This is a genomic window from Enterobacter cloacae complex sp. CARB60 (assembly GCF_036487345.1).
GTDB lineage: Bacteria > Pseudomonadota > Gammaproteobacteria > Enterobacterales > Enterobacteriaceae > Enterobacter > Enterobacter asburiae_D.
This window is the reverse complement of record NZ_JAZKLC010000002.1, coordinates 3,128,516-3,151,504: the sequence shown is the minus strand read 5'-3', so window position 1 is coordinate 3,151,504 and position 22,989 is coordinate 3,128,516. Positions and strand designations below refer to the sequence as shown.

The window sequence follows — 22,989 nt, the reverse complement described above, 5'->3', positions numbered from 1 at the left end:
TAGCCGATGACAACCCAGTATGGATTTTTTATTGATTCCAGCCGTTGCACCGGGTGCAAAACCTGCGAGCTGGCCTGTAAAGATTACAAAGACCTGACTCCTGACGTCAGCTTCCGCCGTATTTACGAATACGCCGGTGGTGACTGGCAGGAAGATAACGGCGTCTGGCATCAAAACGTCTTTGCCTATTACCTGTCGATTGCCTGTAACCACTGTGAAGATCCGGCCTGCACCAAGGTCTGCCCGAGCGGGGCGATGCACAAGCGTGAAGACGGTTTTGTGGTGGTGGATGAAGATGTCTGCATCGGCTGTCGGTACTGCCATATGGCCTGTCCATACGGCGCGCCGCAGTACAACGCCGCCAAAGGTCATATGACGAAATGCGACGGTTGCCACACCCGCGTGGCGGATGGCAAAAAGCCGATTTGCGTCGAGTCCTGTCCGCTGCGCGCGCTGGACTTCGGTCCTATTGAAGAGCTGCGTCAAAAACACGGTCAGCTTGCCGCAGTGGCACCGCTGCCGTCTGCGCACTTCACGAAGCCGAGCATTGTGATTAAACCTAACGCCAACAGCCGTCCTACAGGTGACACCACCGGCTACCTGGCAAATCCGAAGGAGGTGTGAGATGGGAAGTGGATGGCATGAATGGCCGCTGATGATCTTCACGGTCTTTGGCCAGTGCGTGGCGGGCGGTTTTATCGTGCTCGCGCTGGCGCTGTTGAAAGGTCGTCTTAATGCTGAGCAGCAACAGCGTCTGGTGTTGAGCATGTTTGGCCTGTGGGTGTTGATGGGAATTGGCTTTATCGCCTCTACGCTGCACCTGGGGTCACCGATGCGCGCGTTTAACTCTCTGAACCGCGTGGGGGCCTCATCCCTCAGTAACGAGATTGCCAGCGGGGCAATTTTCTTTGCCGTCGGTGGGCTGGGCTGGCTGCTGGCCGCGATGAAGAAATTGCCTGCGGGTCTGCGCAGCCTGTGGCTGATCGTGACGATGGTATTGGGCGTGGTGTTCGTGTGGATGATGGTGCGCGTCTATAACACCATTGATACCGTTCCTACCTGGTACAGCGTCTGGACGCCGATGAGCTTCTTCCTGACGATGTTTATCGGCGGGCCGCTGCTGGGCTACCTGCTGCTGCGCGTGGCGGGCGTAGACGGGTGGGCAATGCGTTTGCTGCCCGCTGTTTCACTGCTGGCGCTGGTGGTGAGTGCGATGGTTGCTCTGATGCAGGGTGCCGAACTGGCAACCATTCACAGCTCTATCCAGCAGGCTTCTGCCCTGGTGCCGGACTACGGTTCTCTGATGGCCTGGCGCATCGTTCTGCTGGTCGCGGCGTTGGTATTCTGGATCGCTCCCCAGCTCAAAGGATATCAGCCCGCGCTGCCGCTGCTGTCGCTGGCCTTTGTGCTGGTACTGGCGGGGGAACTGATTGGCCGCGGTGTGTTCTACGGGTTGCATATGACCGTTGGTATGGCTATCGCCAGCTAGCGTTGCATTTCGTTATATCAAGCCGGGCCCGAGTGCCCGGCTTTTTCTTTTTTCGATCATGAAATTTTTCGACTGTCGTTTTGTTTTAATTTTGCCCATTAATAAATAAAAACAGATACATAATTAATATCTATAGCAGGCGTGGCATTAGCAGGATAAGTTTTTTAAATCGACAGGGAACATATTGTGCGAGGCGGCTAAATCGGTGGATTGACTTTGTTTTTGCCAGTGGCATGATGCGCACGAAATCTGAACTTCCTCACGGTTTTTAATCCATGACCACCTATACCCGGCCAGTGCTTTTGTTGCTCTGTGGCCTGCTTCTGTTGACCCTGGCGATCGCAGTGTTAAATACGCTCGTCCCGCTGTGGCTCGCCCATGAAAACTTACCGACCTGGCAGGTGGGTATGGTCAGCTCGTCCTTTTTTACCGGCAACCTGCTGGGGACGCTGGTCACCGGGAGCCTGATCAAGCGCTTTGGCTTTAATCGCAGCTATTATCTGGCTTCGCTGATTTTCGCCGCCGGGTGTGCCGGGCTGGGCCTGATGGTCGGCTTCTGGAGCTGGATGGCATGGCGCTTTATCGCTGGCGTAGGCTGCGCGATGATTTGGGTGGTCGTTGAAAGTGCGCTGATGTGCAGCGGCACCTCCCGCAACCGCGGACGCCTGCTGGCGGCCTACATGATGGTTTACTACGTCGGCACCGTGCTGGGTCAACTGATGGTCAGCAAGCTGCCAACAGACCTGATGAGCGTTCTGCCGTGGGTAACGGGCATGGTGCTGGCCGCGATCCTGCCGCTGCTCTTCACGCGCATTGTGAACCAGAACAGCGAGCATCAGGAAGCAACCCACGTCTGGCCAATGCTCAGACTCCGTCAGGCGCGTCTGGGCGTAAACGGCTGCATTATCTCGGGGATTGTACTGGGCTCGCTCTATGGCCTGATGCCGCTCTATCTGAATCATCAGGGCGTCAGCGATTCCGGAATTGGCTTCTGGATGGCGGTCATGGTGAGTGCGGGGATCGTCGGGCAGTGGCCGATTGGCCGTCTGGCGGACCGTTTCGGTCGTCTGCTGGTGCTGCGCGTTCAGGTCTTCGTGGTCATCATGGGCTGCCTTGCCATGCTCAGCAATGCCGCAATGGCGCCTGCGCTGTTTATTCTCGGGGCCGCCGGCTTTACGCTCTATCCGGTCGCGATGGCCTGGGCCTGCGAGAAAGTTGAACATCACCAGCTGGTGGCAATGAACCAGGCGCTGTTACTGAGCTATACCATCGGCAGTTTATTAGGGCCGACGTTTACCGCGATGCTGATGCAGAATTACTCTGATAATTTATTGTTTATCATGATCGCCAGCGTATCGTTTATTTATCTCTTAATGCTGCTGCGTAAAGTGGGCGAACACCCAACGCCTGTGGCTCATGCCTGATTAATTAAAAGCCTGTCGATGACAGGCTTTTTTGTTCCTGTCACAACTAAGAGTTTTACTTATTGTTTGTTTATTGCGTCAGACGATAATTCATGTGAGTCCTACCACTATAAGGCATCAATCATGTCTATTCGTCGTTTTTCCACTACCGCACTTGCCGTAGTGTTGTCTTTAACGTTTGCAACGGCTCCAGTCATGGCTAATCCTGGAAACGGGAATGGCAATGGTCACGGAAACGGTGGCGGACAGGGTAACAGCGGCAGTCATGGTAACGGGAATTCTGGTAACCATGGTAATAAGCAAAATAACGGTCAGGAAAACCCTGGTAAATCTGATAAGAGCGTTAAAAACAGCAAAGATGTCGGTAATGATGTCGACGCGCGCGTGAGTTTCGATCATGCTCGCCATCTGGCCCTGAATTACGGCTTAACGGGCTACAAGTCTCTGCCTCCGGGTATCGCGAAAAACCTGGCGCGCGGTAAGCCGTTGCCTCCGGGCATTGCGAAGAAAGCCGTGCCAGCCTCTATGCTGGGTCAGCTTCCTTCCTATCCAGGCTATGAGTGGCGGGTAGTGGGTGACGACCTGGTCTTAATTGCGTTGAGTACAGCCATTGTGACGTCCATTATTAACGGCGTCTTTAAATAGAATATAAAAAGGCCCGGTGAGAACCGGGCCTTTCTTTAATACATTACCTTGTGACCGTACTGCTCAAGAATGCTTTTGACGCGTTCCATCGTCTCTTTCTTCGGCGGCTTCACGCCATCGAGTTTGTACTCTTCGCCCATTGCGACCCATTTATGTTTACCCAGCTCGTGATAGGGCAGAAGCTCGATTTTCTCGACGTTGCCCATGTCGCGGGTAAATTCCCCGAGGCGGTGCGCGGAATCGTCATCATCTGACCAGCCAGGCACAACCACGTAGCGGATCCAGGTTTTAATGCCTTTATCGGCAATGTATTTGGCAAATTCCAGCGTGCGGTGGTTTGAGACGCCAACGAGGTTCTGGTGGATCTCATCGTTCATCTGTTTGAGATCGAGCATCACCAGATCGGTCACTTCGAGCAGCTCGTCGATAACCGGATCGTAGCGGCGTACAAAACCGTTGGTATCGAGACAGGTATGAATGCCTTCTTTGCGGCAGGCACGGAACCAGTCGCGGACAAATTCAGCCTGCAGAATGGCTTCACCGCCGGATGCGGTGACGCCGCCGCCGGACGCGTTCATAAAGTGGCGGTAGGTCACCACCTCTTTCATCAATTCTTCAACGGTCACTTCTTTACCGCCGTGCGTATCCCAGGTGTCACGGTTATGGCAGTACAGGCAGCGCATCAGGCAGCCCTGGAAAAAGGTGATAAAGCGGATGCCCGGGCCATCGACGGTGCCACAGGATTCAAAGGAGTGAATGCGACCAATAATTGACATTGCGGTGATATCTCCAGCATCGGCCCGTCCGGGGCCTGTGTATGCACAGCTCAAAACCGGCTGTGTTAAGTCTGTTTTGGCTGTTATCCATTAAGTATAGATAGCGGACAAAAGAGACTGAGGTGGAGAGGGTGCTAAAAAGGCCCCACTGACGTGGAGCCTTTATTGTACGCTTTTTAACGCGTGATTTCAGTCAATTCCACTTACATGGACTGAGTGAAAGTACGGGTGATAACGTCCTGCTGCTGTTCTTTAGTCAGGGAGTTAAAACGTACTGCGTAGCCAGATACGCGGATGGTCAGCTGAGGATATTTCTCAGGGTGTTCCATCGCGTCGAGCAGCATTTCACGGTTCATGACGTTCACGTTCAGGTGCTGACCACCTTCGATGGACGCTTCGTGGTGGAAGTAACCATCCATCAGACCCGCGAGGTTAGTTTTACGCACTTCGTCGTCTTTACCCAGCGCGTTTGGCACGATAGAGAAGGTATAAGAGATACCATCTTTCGCGTAAGCAAACGGCAGTTTAGCAACGGAGGTCAGAGAGGCAACTGCACCTTTCTGGTCACGACCGTGCATTGGGTTAGCACCTGGGCCGAATGGCGCGCCAGCACGACGACCGTCTGGGGTGTTACCGGTTTTCTTACCATACACAACGTTAGAGGTGATGGTCAGAACAGACTGAGTCGGGATAGCGTTACGGTAAGTAGTCAGTTTCTGAATTTTCTTCATGAAACGTTCTACCAGGTCAACCGCCATGTCATCAACGCGAGAGTCGTTGTTACCAAACTGCGGGTATTCACCTTCGATTTCGAAGTCTACAGCCAGGCCGTCTTCGTCACGAATTGGTTTAACTTTCGCATATTTGATTGCAGACAGGGAGTCAGCAGCAACGGACAGACCAGCGATACCACACGCCATGGTGCGGACAACGTCACGGTCGTGCAGCGCCATCAGAGAGGCTTCGTAGCTGTACTTGTCGTGCATGTAGTGGATAACGTTCAGTGCAGTGACGTACTGTTTAGCCAGCCAGTCCATGAAGTGATCCATACGCTCCATCACTTCGTCGAAGTTCAGAACGTCGCCTTTGATCGGCTCAGATTTAGGACCAACCTGCATTTTCAGTTTTTCATCAACGCCGCCGTTGATTGCGTACAGCATGGTTTTCGCCAGGTTTGCACGCGCACCGAAGAACTGCATTTGTTTACCAACAACCATTGGGCTTACGCAGCAAGCGATAGCGTAATCGTCGTTGTTGAAGTCCGGACGCATCAGGTCATCGTTCTCGTACTGCAGAGAAGAGGTATCGATAGACACTTTAGCCGCGAATTTCTTGAAGTTCAGAGGCAGTTTTTCAGACCACAGAACGGTGATGTTCGGCTCCGGAGAAGGACCCATGGTGTACAGGGTGTTCAGGAAGCGGAAGCTGTTTTTGGTTACCAGAGTACGGCCGTCAACGCCCATACCACCGATGGATTCTGTTGCCCAGATTGGGTCACCAGAGAACAGCTCATCGTATTCAGGGGTACGCAGGAAGCGAACCATACGCAGTTTCATGACCAGGTGGTCAATCATTTCCTGAGCGTCTTGCTCGGTGATTTTGCCTGCTTTGATGTCGCGTTCGATGTACGCATCCAGGAAGGTGGATACACGACCGAAGGACATTGCAGCACCGTTCTGAGACTTAACCGCGGCCAGGTAGCCGAAGTAGGTCCACTGGATAGCTTCCTGAGCGTTGGTCGCAGGACCAGAGATATCGCAGCCATATTTGGCAGCCATTTCTTTGATCTGACCCAGCGCGCGGTGCTGTTCAGCGATTTCTTCACGCAGACGGATAGTCGCTTCCAGGTTTACGCCGTTTTCCAGGTCAGACTGCAGGGAGACGAACTGTGCGTATTTGTCTTTCAGCAGGAAGTCGATACCGTACAGCGCAACACGACGGTAGTCACCGATGATACGGCCACGGCCATACGCATCTGGCAGACCGGTCAGAACGCCAGATTTACGGCAGTTCAGAATGTCTTTGGTGTAAACATCGAATACGCCCTGGTTGTGGGTTTTGCGGTATTCGGTGAAGATTTTTTTCAGCATTGGGTCCAGCTCGCGGTTATACGCTTTGCAGGAACCTTCAACCATTTTAATACCACCAAACGGGATGATTGCGCGTTTCAGTGGTGCTTCAGTCTGCAGACCAACGATTTTCTCAAGGGCTTTGTTGATGTAGCCAGCATCGTGAGAAGTGATGGTGGAAGCAACGGAGGTGTCAAAATCAACTGGCGCGTGAGTGCGGTTTTCCAGTTTAACGCCTTCCATAACGCTGTCCCACAGCTTGGTGGTCGCTTCAGTTGCGCCAGCCAGGAAGGATTCGTCACCTTCATACGGGGTATAGTTTTTCTGAATGAAGTCACGTACGTTTACTTCATTCTGCCAGTCACCTTTCGCAAAACCTTCCCAGGCTGTGGCTAACTTTTCATTAAGCTCGGACATGTAACACCTACCTTCTTAAGTGGATTTTTTATTTACTGCCTGAGAAAACCATCAATGATGATCGTCGCCACGCAGGTAAATGACCCAGTATGTCAACCCAACTAACAGACCCCCACCGATAATGTTCCCGATAGTGACAGGGATCAGGTTATCAGTAATGAAATTCATAATAGTCAGGTGAGAGAAACTTTCCGGGGATGAACCAACTGCGGTCCAGAACTCCGGGCTCGCAAAGTCGCGGATGACTATGCCCATTGGGATCATGAACATATTCGCGATACTGTGCTCAAAGCCGCTGGCAACAAACATCGCAACCGGCAGAACCATAATTAAGGCTTTGTCCATCAGGCTACGACCCGAGTAGCTCATCCATACAGCCAGGCAGACCATCAGGTTAGCGAGGATGCCGAGAGCAACGGCTTCGATAAATGTGTGGTGCATTTTGTGGTCGGCGGTTTGCAGGACGTTAAGGCCCCAGCCACCGTTGGCGGTCATGTACTCGCCAGAAAGCCACATCAACAAAACAAAGAGCAGACAGCCAACCAGGTTACCCACGTAGACGTTGAGCCAGTTACGTGCCAGCTGACCCCAGGTAATTCTTCCGCTGGCCTTTGCCACGACAATCAGCACCGTTGAGGTGAAGAGGTCGGCGCCGCAGATGACGCAGAGAATCAGACCCAGTGAGAAGCAAATGCCGCCAATCAGTTTGGCCATGCCGAAAGGCATTCCGGCAGTACCGGTGGTGGCGGTGATGTAGAAGACGAAAGCGATAGAGATGAACACACCAGCCGTGATCGCCAGATAGAACGTCTTCATCGGGTGTTTCGTTGCTTTATAGACACCTGCTTCTTCGGCAACTTTGGCCATCGCAGCAGGGAGTAAAAGATCAAAAGGGTTGTCAGCTTTCACACTAACTCTCTCTTTATTAAGTCGGCGACGAGATACTAACAAAGCATTATAGAAGAGAAATTGATATAGATCATATCTCGCCTGGCTTATAGGCCCGCAGTGTGTATGGTTTTACGACAAATGCGGAGTAAGTATTTGATTATCCGTATAAAAATAAATTTTAAAAGTTATGAAAAGAGTTGAATTTTTTCGTTCGGCCACCTCTGAGACAGTTAATTAGTATGGAGTATTTACCATAAAAAGTAACAGTAAAGCCCAGGTAAATATTATTATATTTACCCATATTTAACTTTATTATCACAATCAACAGTCATTGCCGAAGAAAATAAAAAAACGGGGCAATGAAATTGCCCCGTAATATAGCCCAGACGATTGAATACGCCTACTGCTGGTAATGTTATGTGCGCTTATTTTGACCAGTAAGCGGCTTTTGCTTTCTGCAGCTTTTCGTAGGCCTTCAGCAGTGACTGATGCGCCGGGAAGGCTTTCAGATCGCTATCAACAGCCTGCAGGCCATAGAACGGCGCTTCTCCGCTCAGGGCCGCGCTGGCGGCTTCTACGGCCTCAGCACCGTACATACGCACGAAAGCGTTCAGGTATTGCAGAGGCTCGCGATCGTCTTCCTGTGCCAGCAGCAATAGGGTTTGCAGGCAGCGGTAATAATTGGTGCGCTCGGCAGAGAAGACCGACTGGTTGAATTCCATGGTCCACTCGGTCCAGGCCAGAGCCTGATCCAAATCGCCACCCGCCAGGGCCAGCATTGCTTTCAGCTCACCGATACGCAGGGTGTACCAGCCGTTGTCTTTACCGGTCGCCAGACCCAGCAGTTCGCGTACGCGGGTGAAGTCATCGTGGCCTTCTTCATCCAGCTGGGCGATCAGGTTCAGATAATCTTCTTTCTCCCACTCGCTGCCCGGCAGAGCCAGCAGCGTTTCGCGCAGGTGCGCGCCCATGCTGTTATTCGCCAGCCACAGATCTTCAGCCGGGTAGATGTCGGACATGCCAGGAACAATAATGCGGCACGCGTAGACGCCAAGGTGTTCGTAGTCGGCAATATAAACTTCCTGATCTTCCGCGTTGAAGATCGCCATCAGCGTGGCGAACTCTTCTTCCGTGGTACCGGCAAAGCTCCAGTCCACGAACGGATAGTCGGCGTCCTGCTTGAACATATCCCAGGAAATTAAACCGCTGGAGTCGATGAAGTGGGTTTCGAGGTTGGTATGCTCGGCCACTTCTTCATCGTCAAACGTTGGCGGGGTGAAGACGTCGAGATCTTTCAGGCTACGGCCCTGCAGCAGCTCGGTAACGGTACGCTCCAGCGCCACGCCGAAGTCAGGATGCGCGCCGAAGGAGGCGAAGCAGGTGCCGTTGGCCGGGTTAAACAGCACCACGCAGATAACCGGGTACTTACCGCCCAGCGAGCCGTCATAGGCAAAGATTGGGAAACCTTCTGCTTCGAGCTTAGCGATGGACTCCACTACGCCCGGGTAGCGTGCCAGCACGTTTGCCGGAATTTCAGGCAGGCTGATGGATTCGGCGATGATGCGGTTTTTGATGTGACGTTCAAAGACTTCAGACAGACCCTGCACGCGCGCTTCATTGCGGGTGTTGCCGGCGGACATACCGTTGGACACATACAGGTTGCCGACGATGTTCATCGGGATATAGACGGTCTGCTCGTCAGACTGACGGGTAAACGGCAGGGCGCAAATACCGCGATCCTCGTTACCGGACTGCAGATCGATCAGCATGCTGGCAGTCAGTTCGCTGTCTGGATCGTAGAAGGCACGCAGGCGAGCGTCGAGAATACCTTCCGGCAGTTCGTCATCTTCGGCCAGCGGGAACCATTTTTCATTTGGATAGTGAACGAACGGGCCGTTAGCGATGGTTTCGCCCAGCCAGAAGTCAGCGAAGAAATAGTTGGTGGACAGACGCTCAAAATACTCACCCAGCGCAGAGGCCAGTGCCGCTTTTTTTGTCGCGCCTTTACCGTTGGTAAAGCACAGGGCACAGTCTTTATCGCGAATATGCACGGACCAGACATGAGGCACCGGATTGAGCCAGGAGGCTTCTTCGATGTTAAAACCCAGGTCGGTCAGTTTCTGCTGGAAGCGAGCGATGGAATCTTCCAGAGCGGCGTCTTTGCCGGGGATAAACGTTTGAGTCATGGCGTTCACTTTTATCGTACGTAAAGCGCGCAATGATACGGGTTTTGCGTGACGGGTGCTATCTTCGGCGAAAATAAAAGGCTGGGCTATGCTTAGTGGCAGTAACTGACTGTTAAGGCATAGAAAAATGAAAGCATTTGATCTCCAGCGGATGGCGTTTGATAAAGTTCCTCCTGAATTTCTGGGCGAAGTGGCGCTGCGCAGCCTGTATACCTTCGTACTTGTCTTCCTGTTTCTTAAAATCACCGGGCGTCGCGGCGTGCGGCAGATGTCGCTCTTTGAGGTGTTGATCATCCTGACGCTGGGGTCAGCGGCGGGGGACGTCGCGTTTTATGACGACGTGCCGATGGTGCCGGTGTTTATCGTTTTTGTCTCACTGGCGCTACTTTACCGACTTGTCATGTGGCTGATGTCGAAAAGCGAAAAGCTGGAAGATCTGCTTGAAGGGAAGCCGGTCGTTATCGTCGAGAACGGACAGCTGGCCTGGGAAAATGTACAAAGCGCCAATATGACCGAGTTTGAGTTCTTTATGGAGCTACGCCTGAACAGCGTTGAACAGCTCGGGCAGGTGCGTTTGGCGATCATGGAAACCAACGGGCAGATCAGCGTCTATTACTATTCTGACGACGAGGTGAAGCCGGGACTGTGTATCCTGCCGGATATGCTGATTGAGCGTTTCAGAACGGTACCGGAATCAGGCGAGTATGCTTGCGTAAGATGTAGCCATGTTGTCGCGATGCAGCCGGGGGATCGCCAATTATGCCCCCGCTGTGCAAATCCGGAATGGACGAAGGTTAGCCGGGCCAAACGTATCACCTGACAGCCATATTGTCGGTTTTGTCTTAGCGAGGCGGCAGATTGTTTTGTGTGACGTGGGACACATTTCACGGGTCATAAGTTTTAGACATTGCGGCGCGTGTCACTGAATGATAAAACCGATATCCACAGTTATAACTTATGGCTTTTAGCGTGGTGAGGGGAAATGGCTCAAGTCTTTAATTTCAGTTCAGGTCCGGCAATGTTACCGGCAGACGTGCTTAAACAGGCTCAACAGGAACTTTGTGACTGGAACGGTCTCGGTACGTCGGTGATGGAAATCAGCCACCGTGGTAAAGAGTTTATTCGGGTGGCGGAAGAGGCAGAAAAGGATTTTCGCGATCTGCTGAATATTCCCTCGAACTACAAAGTATTGTTCTGTCACGGCGGTGGACGCGGCCAGTTTGCGGGCATTCCGCTGAATATCCTCGGTGACAAAACGACGGCTGACTACGTTGACGCGGGTTACTGGGCAGCAAGCGCCGTTAAAGAAGCGCATAAATACTGCACGCCGAATGTTATCGACGCCAAGGTGACCGTTGACGGTCTGCGAGCCGTGAAGCCAATGAGCGAGTGGCAGCTTTCTGATAACGCAGCGTATCTGCACTACTGCCCGAACGAAACCATTGACGGGATTGCCATCGACGAGACGCCAAACTTCGGCAGCGATGTCGTGGTTGCCGCCGACTTTTCCTCCACCATTCTGTCTGCGCCAATTGATGTCAGCCGCTACGGCGTTATCTATGCGGGCGCGCAGAAAAATATCGGTCCGGCCGGTTTGACTATCGTCGTCGTGCGTGAAGACCTGCTGGGTAAAGCGCATAAATCCTGCCCGTCGATTCTCGATTACACCGTGCTGAACGATAACGATTCTATGTTCAACACCCCACCCACGTTTGCCTGGTATCTCTCCGGCCTGGTCTTCAAATGGCTGAAGCAAAACGGCGGCGTGGCGCAGATGGACAAGGTGAATCAGCAGAAAGCTGAACTGCTGTATGGCGTGATCGACAAGAGCGATTTCTACCGCAACGATGTGGCGAACGCTAACCGTTCCCGCATGAACGTACCTTTCCAGCTGGCGGACAGCAACCTGGATAAAATGTTCCTGGAAGAGTCCTTCGCGGCAGGACTGCATGCGCTCAAAGGTCACCGCGTCGTTGGCGGCATGCGTGCCTCCATCTATAACGCGATGCCGCTGGAAGGCGTTAAAGCCCTGACGGATTTCATGATCGACTTCGAACGTCGTCACGGTTAATGTGCTGTTTTTCACCCCCGCAGCGTCCCTGCGGGGTTTTTATTATGTTGAGTTGAGAGTTTAGTTTTCATGGAATCCCTGACGTTACAACCTATCGCGCGGGTAGATGGCACCATCAATCTGCCTGGTTCAAAAAGTGTCTCGAACCGCGCTCTGCTGCTGGCAGCTCTGGCAAACGGCACCACCGTCCTTACAAACCTGCTGGACAGCGATGACGTGCGCCATATGCTCAATGCGCTGAAAGCGTTGGGTGTTCATTACACTCTCTCCGACGATCGTACCCGCTGCGAAGTGACCGGCAACGGCGGGGCGCTGCGTTCGGGCGAAGAGCTTGAACTGTTTCTGGGCAATGCGGGTACCGCGATGCGACCGCTGGCGGCGGCCCTGTGCCTGGGGAGCAACAACATCGTGCTGACCGGCGAACCGCGCATGAAAGAGCGTCCGATTGGTCACCTGGTGGACGCCCTGCGTCAGGGCGGCGCGCAGATTGAGTATCTGGAGCAGGAAAACTATCCGCCACTGCGTCTGCGCGGCGGTTTTACCGGCGGTAACGTCGAGGTTGACGGCAGCGTTTCCAGCCAGTTCCTGACGGCACTGCTGATGACCGCGCCGCTGGCACCGCAGGATACGGTTATCACCATTAAAGGAGAGCTGGTCTCCAAACCGTACATTGATATCACGCTGCACCTGATGAAAACCTTCGGCGTTGAGGTGGAAAACCAGTCTTATCAGCGCTTCGTGGTGCGCGGAGCGCAGCAGTACCAGTCTCCGGGCAACTACCTGGTTGAAGGAGATGCGTCATCCGCGTCCTACTTCCTGGCCGCGGGTGCGATTAAAGGCGGCACGGTAAAAGTGACCGGTATTGGCCGTAACAGCGTGCAAGGCGACATCCGTTTTGCGGACGTGCTGGAAAAAATGGGCGCCATTGTCACCTGGGGCGATGACTTCATCTCCTGTACCCACGGCGAGCTGAACGCCATCGACATGGACATGAACCATATCCCGGATGCGGCGATGACCATTGCCACGGCGGCGCTGTTTGCCAAAGGCACCACCACGCTGCGTAACATCTACAACTGGCGCGTAAAAGAGACGGACCGCCTGTTCGCGATGGCGACCGAGCTGCGAAAAGTCGGCGCCGAGGTGGAAGAGGGCGAAGACTACATTCGCGTAACCCCTCCGGCAAAACTGCAGTTTGCGGAAATCGGAACCTACAACGATCACCGTATGGCGATGTGCTTCTCGCTGGTGGCGCTGTCAGACACGCCTGTAACGATCCTTGACCCGAAATGTACGGCGAAAACCTTCCCGGACTACTTCGAACAGCTGGCCCGCATTAGCACGCTGGCCTGATAACGTATTGCCGCATCGCCCGATGCGGCATTTGCTTACGCTTCATTACGAACACCTTCGCTCATTTCTTCTACACTCTGCTTCAATCATTCCGTAATTTGCACGCAAAGGTAACAGTTGCGCACGTTGGCGCGTATAATGCGCGGCGTTCATGTAAACGGTATGCCTTATTTAAGGAGAAAAAGATGACGGCAGTTGCCCCGGTAATCACCATTGATGGGCCGAGTGGCGCAGGGAAAGGTACTCTGTGCAAAGCGATGGCGGAAGCATTGCAATGGCATCTTTTAGATTCGGGAGCAATCTATCGCGTGCTGGCGCTGGCCGCGCTGCATCATCACGTGGATGTCGCGTCTGAAGAGGCGCTGGTTCCGCTGGCCGCGCATCTGGATGTGCGTTTCGTGTCGACCGATGGCAACCTGGAAGTCATCCTTGAAGGGGAAGACGTGAGTGGCGAAATCCGCACTCAGGAAGTGGCTAATGCGGCCTCCCAGGTCGCGGCCTTCCCGCGCGTTCGCGAGGCGCTGCTGCGTCGTCAGCGCGCGTTCCGTGAAGGCCCGGGTCTGATCGCTGACGGACGCGATATGGGAACCGTGGTCTTCCCTGATGCACCTGTGAAAATTTTCCTTGACGCCTCTTCGGAAGAACGTGCTCAACGCCGCATGCTTCAGTTGCAGGAAAAGGGGTTTAGTGTTAACTTTGATCGCCTTTTATCCGAGATAAAAGAGCGCGATGACCGCGATCGTAACCGCGCCGTCGCCCCACTTGTTCCTGCAGAAGATGCATTAGTTCTGGATTCAACCAGTTTAACTATTGAGCAAGTGATTGAAAAAGCGCTACAATATGCGCGCCAAAAACTGGCACTCGCGTAATCGCGACCGATTTAGTAGTACCCCCGCTGCAATGGATTGACGGCGGGTATGTGAAACAACCCCATCCGGCACGGAGCCAGGTGGACGTTAATATTAACCTGAAGATTAAACATGACTGAATCTTTTGCTCAACTGTTTGAAGAATCCTTAAAAACAATCGAAACCCGCCCGGGTTCCATCGTTCGCGGTGTTGTTGTTGCTATCGACAAAGACGTAGTACTGGTTGACGCCGGTCTGAAATCTGAGTCCGCCATTCCGGCAGAGCAGTTCAAAAACGCCCAGGGCGAGCTGGAAATCCAGGTAGGTGACGAAGTTGACGTTGCTCTGGACGCAGTAGAAGACGGCTTCGGTGAAACCCTGCTTTCTCGTGAGAAAGCTAAACGTCACGAAGCATGGATCACGCTGGAAAAAGCTTACGAAGAAGCTGAAACTGTGGTCGGTGTTATCAACGGCAAAGTTAAAGGTGGCTTCACTGTTGAGCTGAATGGTATTCGTGCGTTCCTGCCAGGTTCTCTGGTAGACGTTCGTCCAGTTCGTGACACTCTGCACCTGGAAGGCAAAGAGCTTGAGTTCAAAGTAATCAAGCTGGACCAGAAGCGTAACAACGTTGTTGTATCCCGTCGTGCCGTTATCGAATCCGAAAACAGCGCAGAACGCGATCAGCTGCTGGAAAACCTGCAGGAAGGCATGGAAGTCAAAGGTATCGTTAAGAACCTCACTGACTACGGCGCATTTGTTGACCTGGGCGGCGTTGATGGCCTGCTGCACATCACCGACATGGCGTGGAAACGCGTTAAGCACCCAAGCGAAATCGTGAACGTGGGCGACGAAATCACTGTTAAAGTGCTGAAGTTCGACCGCGAGCGTACTCGTGTATCCCTCGGCCTGAAACAGCTGGGCGAAGATCCATGGGTAGCTATCGCTAAGCGTTACCCAGAAGGTACTAAACTGACTGGTCGCGTAACCAACCTGACTGACTACGGCTGCTTCGTTGAAATCGAAGAAGGCGTTGAAGGTCTGGTGCACGTTTCCGAAATGGACTGGACCAACAAAAACATCCACCCATCCAAAGTTGTTAACGTTGGTGATGTAGTGGAAGTGATGGTTCTGGATATCGACGAAGAACGTCGTCGTATCTCCCTGGGCCTGAAACAGTGCAAAAACAACCCATGGCAGCAGTTCGCGGAAACCCACAACAAGGGCGACCGTGTTGAAGGTAAAATCAAGTCTATCACTGACTTCGGTATCTTCATCGGCCTGGACGGCGGCATCGATGGCCTGGTTCACCTGTCTGACATCTCCTGGAACGTTGCAGGCGAAGAAGCAGTTCGTGAATACAAAAAAGGCGACGAAATCGCTGCAGTTGTTCTGCAGGTTGACGCAGAGCGTGAGCGTATCTCCCTGGGCGTTAAACAGCTCGCAGAAGATCCGTTCAACAACTGGGTTGCACTGAACAAGAAAGGCGCAATCGTAAACGGTAAAGTGACTGCAGTTGACGCTAAAGGCGCAACCGTAGAACTGGCTGACGGCGTTGAAGGTTACCTGCGCGCTTCTGAAGCTTCACGTGACCGCGTTGAAGATGCCACTCTGGTTCTGAACGTAGGCGACGACGTTGAAGCTAAGTTCACCGGTGTTGACCGTAAGAACCGTGCAATCAGCCTGTCTGTTCGTGCTAAAGACGAAGCTGATGAGAAAGATGCAATCGCAACTGTTAACAAACAGGAAGATGCAAACTTCTCTAACAACGCAATGGCTGAAGCTTTCAAAGCAGCTAAAGGCGAGTAATATCAGGTTCTCAGCATCATTTGCGCTGTAACGCATTTACAGCGCGAAGGATGAGGAGCAAACTTGACAGATTGCAGGATTCGTCCTGTAATCAATAACAAAGGGCGGCTACGGCCGCCCTTGTTTAATGAGCTGTTCAGCTAATTGGTTTGAAAGGAACCGGAGGAATCATGACCAAGTCAGAATTGATTGAAAGACTTGCCAGTCAGCAACCGCATATCCCTGCCAAGGCAGTGGAAGATGCCGTAAAAGAGATGCTGGAGCATATGGCCTCCACTCTTGCCCAGGGCGAGCGCATTGAAATCCGCGGTTTCGGTAGTTTTTCTCTGCACTATCGTGCTCCACGTACCGGGCGTAACCCGAAAACTGGCGATAAAGTCGAGCTGGAAGGTAAGTACGTTCCACACTTTAAGCCGGGTAAAGAACTGCGCGATCGCGCCAATATTTATGGCAACTGAGTTTAGCCAGCTGGTTAAACTGGGTTCGAAAGAAAGCACCTGCGGGTGCTTTTTTTGTCTCTGTCGCTTTCCTTCTGAAGGCGCCACGCATTTTTCGTTTCATTATCTGCAAACCGATAAAAACAGCACAGCGCGTGCCGTAAAACACACTCTTCCCACCTGACAACTTGCTCTGCCCGCTTACATACTGCCCTCCTGAAACAGGGAGGTAGCAATGGGAATTCCCGCTCTAAGCGTCTGCGTCATTCTGGCAATAGCCCCGTTACTCTGGTTACCCGAGCTGCCGTCACGTCATACCGTGTGGCTAATGATTGTTGGCGGGATAGCGCTGGCCGCAACGCGAAACGTAAGACTGAAGTATGTCGGGATCGCGTTGTTATTTTGTGTATGGGGTATGCTTGCCGCGCAGGAGAGCGTCTGGCCTATGCAGCATTTAACCACGGGGGCAGTGCAGGCCGAGGTAGAGATCACCGCCACAGATGGCGCAACGCTGCATCAGGGAAACATTCTCAGCGCTGGTGGCAAGCGCTGGTGGGCCTCCACCGGCGTAACGCTGTATGGCAATTATCTGCCACAGCAAGCTTGTGCCGGTCAGCGCTGGAGCATGACGCTCAGACTCAGGCCTGCCCACGGTGAACTGAACGACGGCGGATATGATTCTCAGCGCAGCGCTTTTGCCCGACATCAAACGCTGAGCGGGCGCTTCACCCGTGCTGAACTCGTCGATGGACGCTGCAGTCTGCGAGCGCAATATCTGGCATCACTGCAAAACCGACTCTCTGCTTACCGCTGGGGGGCGGTTATCCTCGGACTGGGAATGGGTGAACGTCTGGATGTGCCCCGGGAAATACAAAACCTGATGCGTGAAACCGGGACGCTGCATTTGATGGCGATTTCGGGTCTGCATATCGCGCTGGCGGCATCCCTCGTCTGGTTACTTGCACGTGGACTCCAGTTTTTATTACCCAGCCACCGGGTCCACTGGCAAATGCCTCTCCTGGCCGGGTTATGCTTTGCCGCTTTCTACGCCTGGCTTACCGGTCTGCAACCTCCTGCGCTTCGAACGGTCATCGCGCTTGCTGTGCTTGCACTGTTGCGGATCGCTGCCCGTCAGTGGTCTCCCTGGCAGGTATGGGTGTGCTGTATCGCGGCGATCCTGATAAGCGATCCCTTAGCCGTACTTTCGCAGAGTCTCGCCCTGTCCGCATTTGCCGTCGCCGCGCTGATTTTCTGGTTTCAGTGGCTGCCTCTTCCTGACTGGCCGCGGACTCGACGTATACGACCGCTACTAAACCTGATCTCTCTGCAGGTCGGCATGCTGATGCTGCTCATGCCGTTACAGATCCTGATTTTCCATGGCTTCAGCATCTCCTCCCTGGTCGCGAATCTCTTTGCCGTTCCCCTGGTGACGTTTGTCTCCGTGCCGCTGATCCTGCTCGGCATGCTGCTTCACCTCCTACCGCTGGCAGCACTGGAAAGCGTCGTCTGGTTCGCAGCCGATAGGTCACTTGCAGGGCTGTTCTGGCTCCTCATGCGCCTGCCTGACGGCTGGCAGAGTGTCGATCAACGCTGGCAGTACATGACGTTACTGCCCTGGCTTATCATCATCGGCTGGCGCTTTCGTGCCTGGAAAACACTTCCTGCCGTTTGCCTGGCAGGGAGTGTCTTACTCACATTTCCTATCTGGCGAACGGCAAAAAGCGAGAGCTGGACGCTGCATATGCTGGATGTAGGGCAGGGGCTGGCGATGGTTATTGAACGTCAGGGAAAAGCCATTCTCTATGATACCGGGCTCGCCTGGCCGGGCGGGGATAGCGCTCAGCGGTTGATTATTCCGTGGCTTCGCTGGCATCACCTGAGGCCTGAAGGGGTGATACTCAGTCATGAACACCTCGACCATGCGGGAGGCCTCGCATCGTTGAAAAAAGCGTGGCCTGACCTATGGGTAAGAAGCCCATTGCAGCAGGCGGGACATCGTCCCTGTTTTCGCGGGCAGAGATGGCGCTGGCAGGGACTCACCTTCACCGTCCACTGGCCCCCTGAAAATTATCCGGCTCAGGGTAACAACCGTTCCTGCGTGGTAAAGGTGGACGACGGCGAGCAGAGTGTTCTGCTAACAGGGGATATTGAAGCGCAAGCGGAACAGGCTATGCTTAGCCATTACTGGCGTTATCTGACGTCCACGCTCATACAGGTGCCCCATCATGGCAGCAATACGTCGTCTTCATTGCCGCTGGTACAGCGGGTGGAAGGTCAGATCGCCCTGGACTCAGCGGCCCGGTATAACGCATGGCGATTCCCGTCGGCAAAAGTTGTCCGACGTTATCGAAAAGAGGGGTATATCTGGCACGATACTCCCCATTCTGGACAAATATCGGTGACATTCTCGCAACATCACTGGCAAATCCGGCGCTTGCGAGAGCAATTTTTACCCGTTTGGTATCATCAGTGGTTTGGCGCGCCCGTCGATAACGGGTAGAATATGCGGCTATTTCAACGAATGCTGGTTTTTTGAATGCATAACGACAAAGATCTCTCCACGTGGCAAACCTTCCGCCGACTCTGGCCGATGATTGCGCCCTTTAAAACAGGCCTGATCGTGGCGGGAGTAGCGTTAATCCTCAACGCAGCCAGCGATACTTTTATGCTATCGCTTCTCAAACCGTTACTGGACGACGGTTTTGGTAAAACGGATCGCTCAGTGTTGCTATGGATGCCTCTGGTGGTTATCGGACTGATGATCTTACGCGGCATCACCAGCTATATCTCCAGCTACTGTATTTCCTGGGTATCAGGGAAAGTGGTGATGACCATGCGCCGTCGCCTGTTCAGCCACATGATGGGCATGCCGGTCTCGTTCTTTGACAAGCAGTCTACCGGGACGCTGCTGTCCCGTATTACCTACGACTCCGAGCAGGTTGCCTCCTCGTCCTCAAGCGCGCTGATCACCGTTGTGCGTGAGGGTGCGTCAATTATCGGCCTGTTCGCGATGATGTTCTACTACAGCTGGCAGCTGTCGATCATCCTTATCGTTCTGGCGCCGATAGTTTCTATTGCTATCCGCGTCGTCTCAAAGCGCTTCCGCAATATCAGTAAGAATATGCAGAACACGATGGGACAGGTGACGACCAGCGCGGAACAGATGCTGAAAGGGCATAAAGAAGTACTGATTTTTGGCGGTCAGGACGTCGAAACCAAACGCTTTGATAAAGTCAGCAACAAAATGCGTCTTCAGGGGATGAAAATGGTCTCGGCCTCTTCCATCTCTGACCCGATTATTCAGCTGATTGCCTCCCTTGCACTGGCATTCGTCCTGTATGCGGCAAGCTTCCCGAGCGTCATGGAGACGCTGACGGCGGGTACCATTACCGTGGTCTTCTCCTCTATGATTGCACTGATGCGCCCGCTGAAATCACTGACGAACGTCAACGCCCAGTTCCAGCGCGGGATGGCTGCCTGTCAGACGCTGTTCAGCATTCTGGATTCCGAACAGGAAAAAGATGAAGGTAAGCGCGTGATCGAGCGTGCAAACGGAGACGTTGAATTCCGCAACGTGACCTTTACCTATCCAGGCCGCGAAGTGCCTGCCCTGCGTAATATCAACCTGTCTATTCCGGCGGGTAAAACCGTTGCGCTGGTGGGCCGTTCTGGTTCGGGTAAATCGACTATTGCCAGCCTGATGACCCGTTTCTACGACATTAACGAAGGTGAGATCCTCTTAGACGGTCATGACCTGCGGGAGTATACCCTGCAGTCGCTGCGTAACCAGGTTGCGCTGGTCTCTCAGAACGTGCATCTGTTTAACGATACGGTCGCCAACAACATCGCTTACGCACGCACTGATGAGTACAGCCGCGAACAGATTGAGAACGCCGCGCGTATGGCCTACGCAATGGACTTTATCAACAAGATGGATAACGGTCTGGATACGATAATCGGTGAGAACGGGGTACTGCTCTCCGGTGGTCAGCGACAGCGTATCGCCATTGCGCGTGCGCTGCTGCGCGACAGCCCGATTCTGATTCTCGACGAAGCGACCTCTGCGCTGGATACCGAATCTGAACGCGCTATCCAGTCCGCGCTGGATGAGCTGCAAAAGAACCGTACCTCGCTGGTGATTGCGCACCGACTGTCGACCATCGAGCAGGCTGACGAAATCGTCGTGGTTGAGGATGGCGTCATTGTTGAACGCGGGAGCCATGCTGATTTGCTGGAACACCGCGGCGTTTACGCTCAGCTTCATAAGATGCAGTTTGGCCAACAATGATTGCACGTATCTGGTCCGGTGAATCTCCGCTGTGGCTGCTGCTTTTGCCGCTCTCCTGGCTATACGGCCTGGTGAGCGGCTCTATCCGTCTGCTTTACCGTCTGGGGCTGAAGCGTGCCTGGCGCGCGCCGGTTCCGGTTGTGGTTGTCGGTAATCTTACGGCAGGCGGCAACGGTAAAACGCCGGTGGTGATCTGGCTGGTGGAGCAATTGCAAAAACGCGGTATCCGCCCGGGGGTGGTATCGCGCGGATATGGTGGTAAAGCGGCGCGTTATCCGCTGCTGCTGACGGCGGAAACCACGACCGCCGAAGCGGGTGATGAACCGGTATTGATTTTCCAGCGTACCGGCGCACCGGTTGCGGTCTCCCCGGTGCGCAGCGATGCCGTTCAGGCACTGCTTGCCGAACACGCGGTACAAATCATTATCACTGACGATGGCCTGCAGCATTACGCCCTGGCGCGTGATAAAGAGATTGTGGTCATCGACGGCGTTCGCCGTTTCGGTAACGGCTGGTGGCTGCCGGCTGGCCCCATGCGCGAACGCGCTTCGCGTCTTAAGTCCGTTGATGCGGTGGTTGTTAACGGTGGTAAAGCAAGCGCGGGTGAAATCCCGATGCACCTGCAGCCGGGTCTGGCGATCAACCTGGTGACGGGGGAACGCCGGTCGGTTGCTGAGCTGCCTTCCCTGGTGGCGATGGCGGGGATTGGTCATCCGCCGCGCTTCTTCACGACGCTGGAACAGTGTGGTGCCCGGCTGGAAAAACGCGTTCCGCTGGCCGACCACCAGGCGCTGGTTGAAGGGCAGGTAGACGCCCTGACCGTACCCGGGCAGTCGCTGATCATGACCGAAAAAGATGCGGTGAAATGCCGTGCCTTTGCGAAAGATAACTGGTGGTATCTGCCGGTTGACGCTGAACTCAGCGGCGAGCAGCCGGAACACTTGCTCCAGGAACTGATTGCGTTGGTGCAGTAAAGGCTTACGCGGTTCTGGTGGCGCTTTGACTGACAGGAAAACGCATGTCTTTACCGCAACTCTCGCTTTCAGCCGCACGTCATTTACACCTTGCCGCGCAGGGGCTACTTAAAAAGCCGCGCCGCCGCGCCCAGCCTGCCGATATTCTCTCTACCGTCCAGCGCATGTCGCTGCTTCAAATCGACACCATTAACATTGTGGCCCGTAGCCCTTACCTGGTCCTGTTTAGCCGCCTGGGAAATTATCCTTCGCAGTGGCTGGATGAGGCGCTCAGCAAGGGAGAGTTAATGGAGTACTGGGCGCATGAAGCCTGCTTCCTGCCCCGCAGCGATTTTGCCCTGGTTCGCCACCGTATGCTTGCCCCGGAAAAGATGGGCTGGAAATACCGACAGGCGTGGATGCTGGAACATGCGGCCGAAATTGAGCAGCTAATCGCGCATATTCAGGATAACGGTCCCGTACGCTCCGCCGATTTTGAACACCCGCGCAAAGGCACCAGCGGCTGGTGGGAGTGGAAGCCGCATAAACGCCATCTCGAAGGGCTGTTTACCTCTGGCAAAGTCATGGTGATTGAGCGGCGTAATTTTCAGCGCGTCTACGACCTGACGCATCGCGTGATGCCGCACTGGGACGACGAGCGTGACCTGCTTACCCAGGAGGCGGCCGAGGCCATCATGCTGGAGAACAGCGCCCGCAGCCTGGGGATTTTCCGCACGCAATGGCTGGCAGATTATTATCGCCTTCGCCAGCCCGTGCTGAAACCGCTGCTGGACGTATGGCAACGCGAACAGCGCGTTATCCCCGTCACGGTGGAAACGCTGGGCGAAATGTGGCTGCATGCGGATCTCCTCCCGCTACTGTCTCTGGCCCTGGAGGGGAAACTTCAGGCAACCCACAGTGTGGTGTTGTCGCCTTTCGACCCGGTCGTCTGGGACAGAAAACGCGCCGAGCAGCTGTTCGATTTTAGCTACCGGCTGGAATGTTATACCCCGGCCCCAAAGCGCCAGTATGGTTACTTTGTTCTCCCGCTGCTGCATAAGGGGCAACTGGTCGGGCGTATGGACGCCAAAATGCACCGCAAGACCGGCACGCTTGAAATCATTGCGCTTTATCTGGAAGAGGGCGTCAGGGTGACGGCGAGCCTGGAGAAAGGGTTAACGTTCGCCATTAGCGAATTCGCGCGCTGGCAGGGTGCCCGCGACGTGACGCTGGGTCGGGTACCCGACGGACTATTTACATCCTGTCGAAGTGGCTGGGAAACAGGCACTCCCTGAAAAGGGAATGTGTTAAGCTTTAGCGATTACCCATACGGAGG

Annotated in this window: 18 protein-coding genes; 14 read left to right on the top strand and 4 right to left on the bottom strand. The window is 54.1% G+C overall.

Annotation, left to right across the window (positions count from 1 at the left end; translation table 11 throughout):
* The first annotated feature begins 6 nt into the window (after nucleotides 1–6).
* The 4 genes from V4835_RS16220 to V4835_RS16205 all read left to right on the top strand — a co-directional run bounded on the left by V4835_RS16220 (nucleotide 7) and on the right by V4835_RS16205 (nucleotide 3,558).
* A complete protein-coding gene (locus V4835_RS16220) occupies nucleotides 7–624 on the top strand; it encodes a DMSO/selenate family reductase complex B subunit (RefSeq protein WP_021240882.1) in 618 nt (205 codons plus the stop codon).
* 1 nt (nucleotide 625) lies between these two features.
* The gene (locus tag V4835_RS16215; RefSeq protein WP_331412839.1) at nucleotides 626–1,489 is read left to right on the top strand and encodes a dimethyl sulfoxide reductase anchor subunit family protein; all 864 of its coding nucleotides are present in this window, start codon (nucleotides 626–628) and stop codon (nucleotides 1,487–1,489) included.
* A gap of 275 nt (nucleotides 1,490–1,764) precedes the next feature.
* Complete coding sequence (locus V4835_RS16210; protein ID WP_023335120.1) at nucleotides 1,765–2,913, top strand: MFS transporter; 1,149 nt, start codon at nucleotides 1,765–1,767, stop codon at nucleotides 2,911–2,913.
* A 123-nt stretch (nucleotides 2,914–3,036) separates the two neighbouring features.
* Entirely contained in the window at nucleotides 3,037–3,558 is a 522-nt protein-coding gene (locus V4835_RS16205) for an anti-virulence regulator CigR family protein (protein WP_331412838.1), read from the top strand.
* A gap of 35 nt (nucleotides 3,559–3,593) precedes the next feature.
* On the opposite strand, the gene pflA is transcribed toward V4835_RS16205, so the two are convergent.
* From pflA to ycaO, 4 genes are all read right to left on the bottom strand, one after another.
* Nucleotides 3,594–4,334 (bottom strand): pyruvate formate lyase 1-activating protein, encoded by a 741-nt coding sequence (gene pflA, locus V4835_RS16200; protein ID WP_331412837.1) that lies wholly within the window; start codon nucleotides 4,332–4,334, stop codon nucleotides 3,594–3,596.
* Nucleotides 4,335–4,537: 203 nt separating this feature from the next.
* Complete coding sequence (pflB, locus tag V4835_RS16195; RefSeq protein ID WP_063144422.1) at nucleotides 4,538–6,820, bottom strand: formate C-acetyltransferase; 2,283 nt, start codon at nucleotides 6,818–6,820, stop codon at nucleotides 4,538–4,540.
* A 51-nt stretch (nucleotides 6,821–6,871) separates the two neighbouring features.
* Nucleotides 6,872–7,729 (bottom strand): formate transporter FocA, encoded by an 858-nt coding sequence (gene focA, locus V4835_RS16190; protein ID WP_008499974.1) that lies wholly within the window; start codon nucleotides 7,727–7,729, stop codon nucleotides 6,872–6,874.
* 407 nt (nucleotides 7,730–8,136) lie between these two features.
* Nucleotides 8,137–9,897: a 30S ribosomal protein S12 methylthiotransferase accessory factor YcaO gene (ycaO, locus tag V4835_RS16185; RefSeq protein ID WP_331412835.1), complete on the bottom strand. Its 1,761-nt coding sequence runs from the start codon at nucleotides 9,895–9,897 to the stop codon at nucleotides 8,137–8,139.
* Between the two features lie 127 nt (nucleotides 9,898–10,024).
* Here ycaO and V4835_RS16180 point away from each other — a divergent pair, with 127 nt between their 5' ends.
* The 10 genes from V4835_RS16180 (at nucleotide 10,025) to V4835_RS16135 (ending at nucleotide 22,948) form a co-directional block, all read left to right on the top strand.
* Entirely contained in the window at nucleotides 10,025–10,717 is a 693-nt protein-coding gene (locus V4835_RS16180; RefSeq protein WP_063144421.1) for a DUF421 domain-containing protein, read from the top strand.
* A gap of 162 nt (nucleotides 10,718–10,879) precedes the next feature.
* The gene (gene serC, locus V4835_RS16175) at nucleotides 10,880–11,968 is read left to right on the top strand and encodes a 3-phosphoserine/phosphohydroxythreonine transaminase (RefSeq protein ID WP_331412834.1); all 1,089 of its coding nucleotides are present in this window, start codon (nucleotides 10,880–10,882) and stop codon (nucleotides 11,966–11,968) included.
* Between the two features lie 69 nt (nucleotides 11,969–12,037).
* Nucleotides 12,038–13,321 carry a 3-phosphoshikimate 1-carboxyvinyltransferase gene (gene aroA, locus V4835_RS16170; protein ID WP_033145092.1) on the top strand — a complete coding sequence of 428 codons (1,284 nt, stop codon included), beginning with the start codon at nucleotides 12,038–12,040 and terminating at the stop codon, nucleotides 13,319–13,321.
* Nucleotides 13,322–13,506: 185 nt separating this feature from the next.
* Nucleotides 13,507–14,190: a (d)CMP kinase gene (gene cmk / locus V4835_RS16165; protein ID WP_331412831.1), complete on the top strand. Its 684-nt coding sequence runs from the start codon at nucleotides 13,507–13,509 to the stop codon at nucleotides 14,188–14,190.
* 111 nt (nucleotides 14,191–14,301) lie between these two features.
* The gene (rpsA, locus tag V4835_RS16160; RefSeq protein WP_014169387.1) at nucleotides 14,302–15,975 is read left to right on the top strand and encodes a 30S ribosomal protein S1; all 1,674 of its coding nucleotides are present in this window, start codon (nucleotides 14,302–14,304) and stop codon (nucleotides 15,973–15,975) included.
* Nucleotides 15,976–16,145: 170 nt separating this feature from the next.
* Nucleotides 16,146–16,433 (top strand): integration host factor subunit beta, encoded by a 288-nt coding sequence (ihfB, locus tag V4835_RS16155; RefSeq protein WP_008499965.1) that lies wholly within the window; start codon nucleotides 16,146–16,148, stop codon nucleotides 16,431–16,433.
* 214 nt (nucleotides 16,434–16,647) lie between these two features.
* Complete coding sequence (locus V4835_RS16150; RefSeq protein WP_331412830.1) at nucleotides 16,648–18,912, top strand: ComEC family protein; 2,265 nt, start codon at nucleotides 16,648–16,650, stop codon at nucleotides 18,910–18,912.
* Between the two features lie 36 nt (nucleotides 18,913–18,948).
* The gene (gene msbA / locus V4835_RS16145) at nucleotides 18,949–20,700 is read left to right on the top strand and encodes a lipid A ABC transporter ATP-binding protein/permease MsbA (RefSeq protein WP_023335128.1); all 1,752 of its coding nucleotides are present in this window, start codon (nucleotides 18,949–18,951) and stop codon (nucleotides 20,698–20,700) included.
* Nucleotides 20,697–21,674, top strand: coding sequence for a tetraacyldisaccharide 4'-kinase (lpxK, locus tag V4835_RS16140; protein WP_331412829.1), 978 nt, complete (start codon nucleotides 20,697–20,699; stop codon nucleotides 21,672–21,674). The genes msbA and lpxK overlap by 4 nt, the downstream gene beginning before the upstream one ends.
* Before the next feature lie 44 nt (nucleotides 21,675–21,718).
* Nucleotides 21,719–22,948 carry a winged helix-turn-helix domain-containing protein gene (locus tag V4835_RS16135; protein ID WP_331412828.1) on the top strand — a complete coding sequence of 410 codons (1,230 nt, stop codon included), beginning with the start codon at nucleotides 21,719–21,721 and terminating at the stop codon, nucleotides 22,946–22,948.
* Nucleotides 22,949–22,989: the final 41 nt, after the last annotated feature.

Coding starts and splice junctions, on each gene's coding strand:
- V4835_RS16220 (WP_021240882.1), top strand. CDS start 7: ATGACAACCCAGTATGGATTTTTTATTGATTCCAGCCGTTGCACCGGG.
- V4835_RS16215 (WP_331412839.1), top strand. CDS start 626: ATGGGAAGTGGATGGCATGAATGGCCGCTGATGATCTTCACGGTCTTT.
- V4835_RS16210 (WP_023335120.1), top strand. CDS start 1,765: ATGACCACCTATACCCGGCCAGTGCTTTTGTTGCTCTGTGGCCTGCTT.
- V4835_RS16205 (WP_331412838.1), top strand. CDS start 3,037: ATGTCTATTCGTCGTTTTTCCACTACCGCACTTGCCGTAGTGTTGTCT.
- pflA (WP_331412837.1), bottom strand. CDS start 4,334: ATGTCAATTATTGGTCGCATTCACTCCTTTGAATCCTGTGGCACCGTC.
- pflB (WP_063144422.1), bottom strand. CDS start 6,820: ATGTCCGAGCTTAATGAAAAGTTAGCCACAGCCTGGGAAGGTTTTGCG.
- ycaO (WP_331412835.1), bottom strand. CDS start 9,897: ATGACTCAAACGTTTATCCCCGGCAAAGACGCCGCTCTGGAAGATTCC.
- V4835_RS16180 (WP_063144421.1), top strand. CDS start 10,025: ATGAAAGCATTTGATCTCCAGCGGATGGCGTTTGATAAAGTTCCTCCT.
- serC (WP_331412834.1), top strand. CDS start 10,880: ATGGCTCAAGTCTTTAATTTCAGTTCAGGTCCGGCAATGTTACCGGCA.
- aroA (WP_033145092.1), top strand. CDS start 12,038: ATGGAATCCCTGACGTTACAACCTATCGCGCGGGTAGATGGCACCATC.
- cmk (WP_331412831.1), top strand. CDS start 13,507: ATGACGGCAGTTGCCCCGGTAATCACCATTGATGGGCCGAGTGGCGCA.
- rpsA (WP_014169387.1), top strand. CDS start 14,302: ATGACTGAATCTTTTGCTCAACTGTTTGAAGAATCCTTAAAAACAATC.
- ihfB (WP_008499965.1), top strand. CDS start 16,146: ATGACCAAGTCAGAATTGATTGAAAGACTTGCCAGTCAGCAACCGCAT.
- V4835_RS16150 (WP_331412830.1), top strand. CDS start 16,648: ATGGGAATTCCCGCTCTAAGCGTCTGCGTCATTCTGGCAATAGCCCCG.
- msbA (WP_023335128.1), top strand. CDS start 18,949: ATGCATAACGACAAAGATCTCTCCACGTGGCAAACCTTCCGCCGACTC.
- lpxK (WP_331412829.1), top strand. CDS start 20,697: ATGATTGCACGTATCTGGTCCGGTGAATCTCCGCTGTGGCTGCTGCTT.
- V4835_RS16135 (WP_331412828.1), top strand. CDS start 21,719: ATGTCTTTACCGCAACTCTCGCTTTCAGCCGCACGTCATTTACACCTT.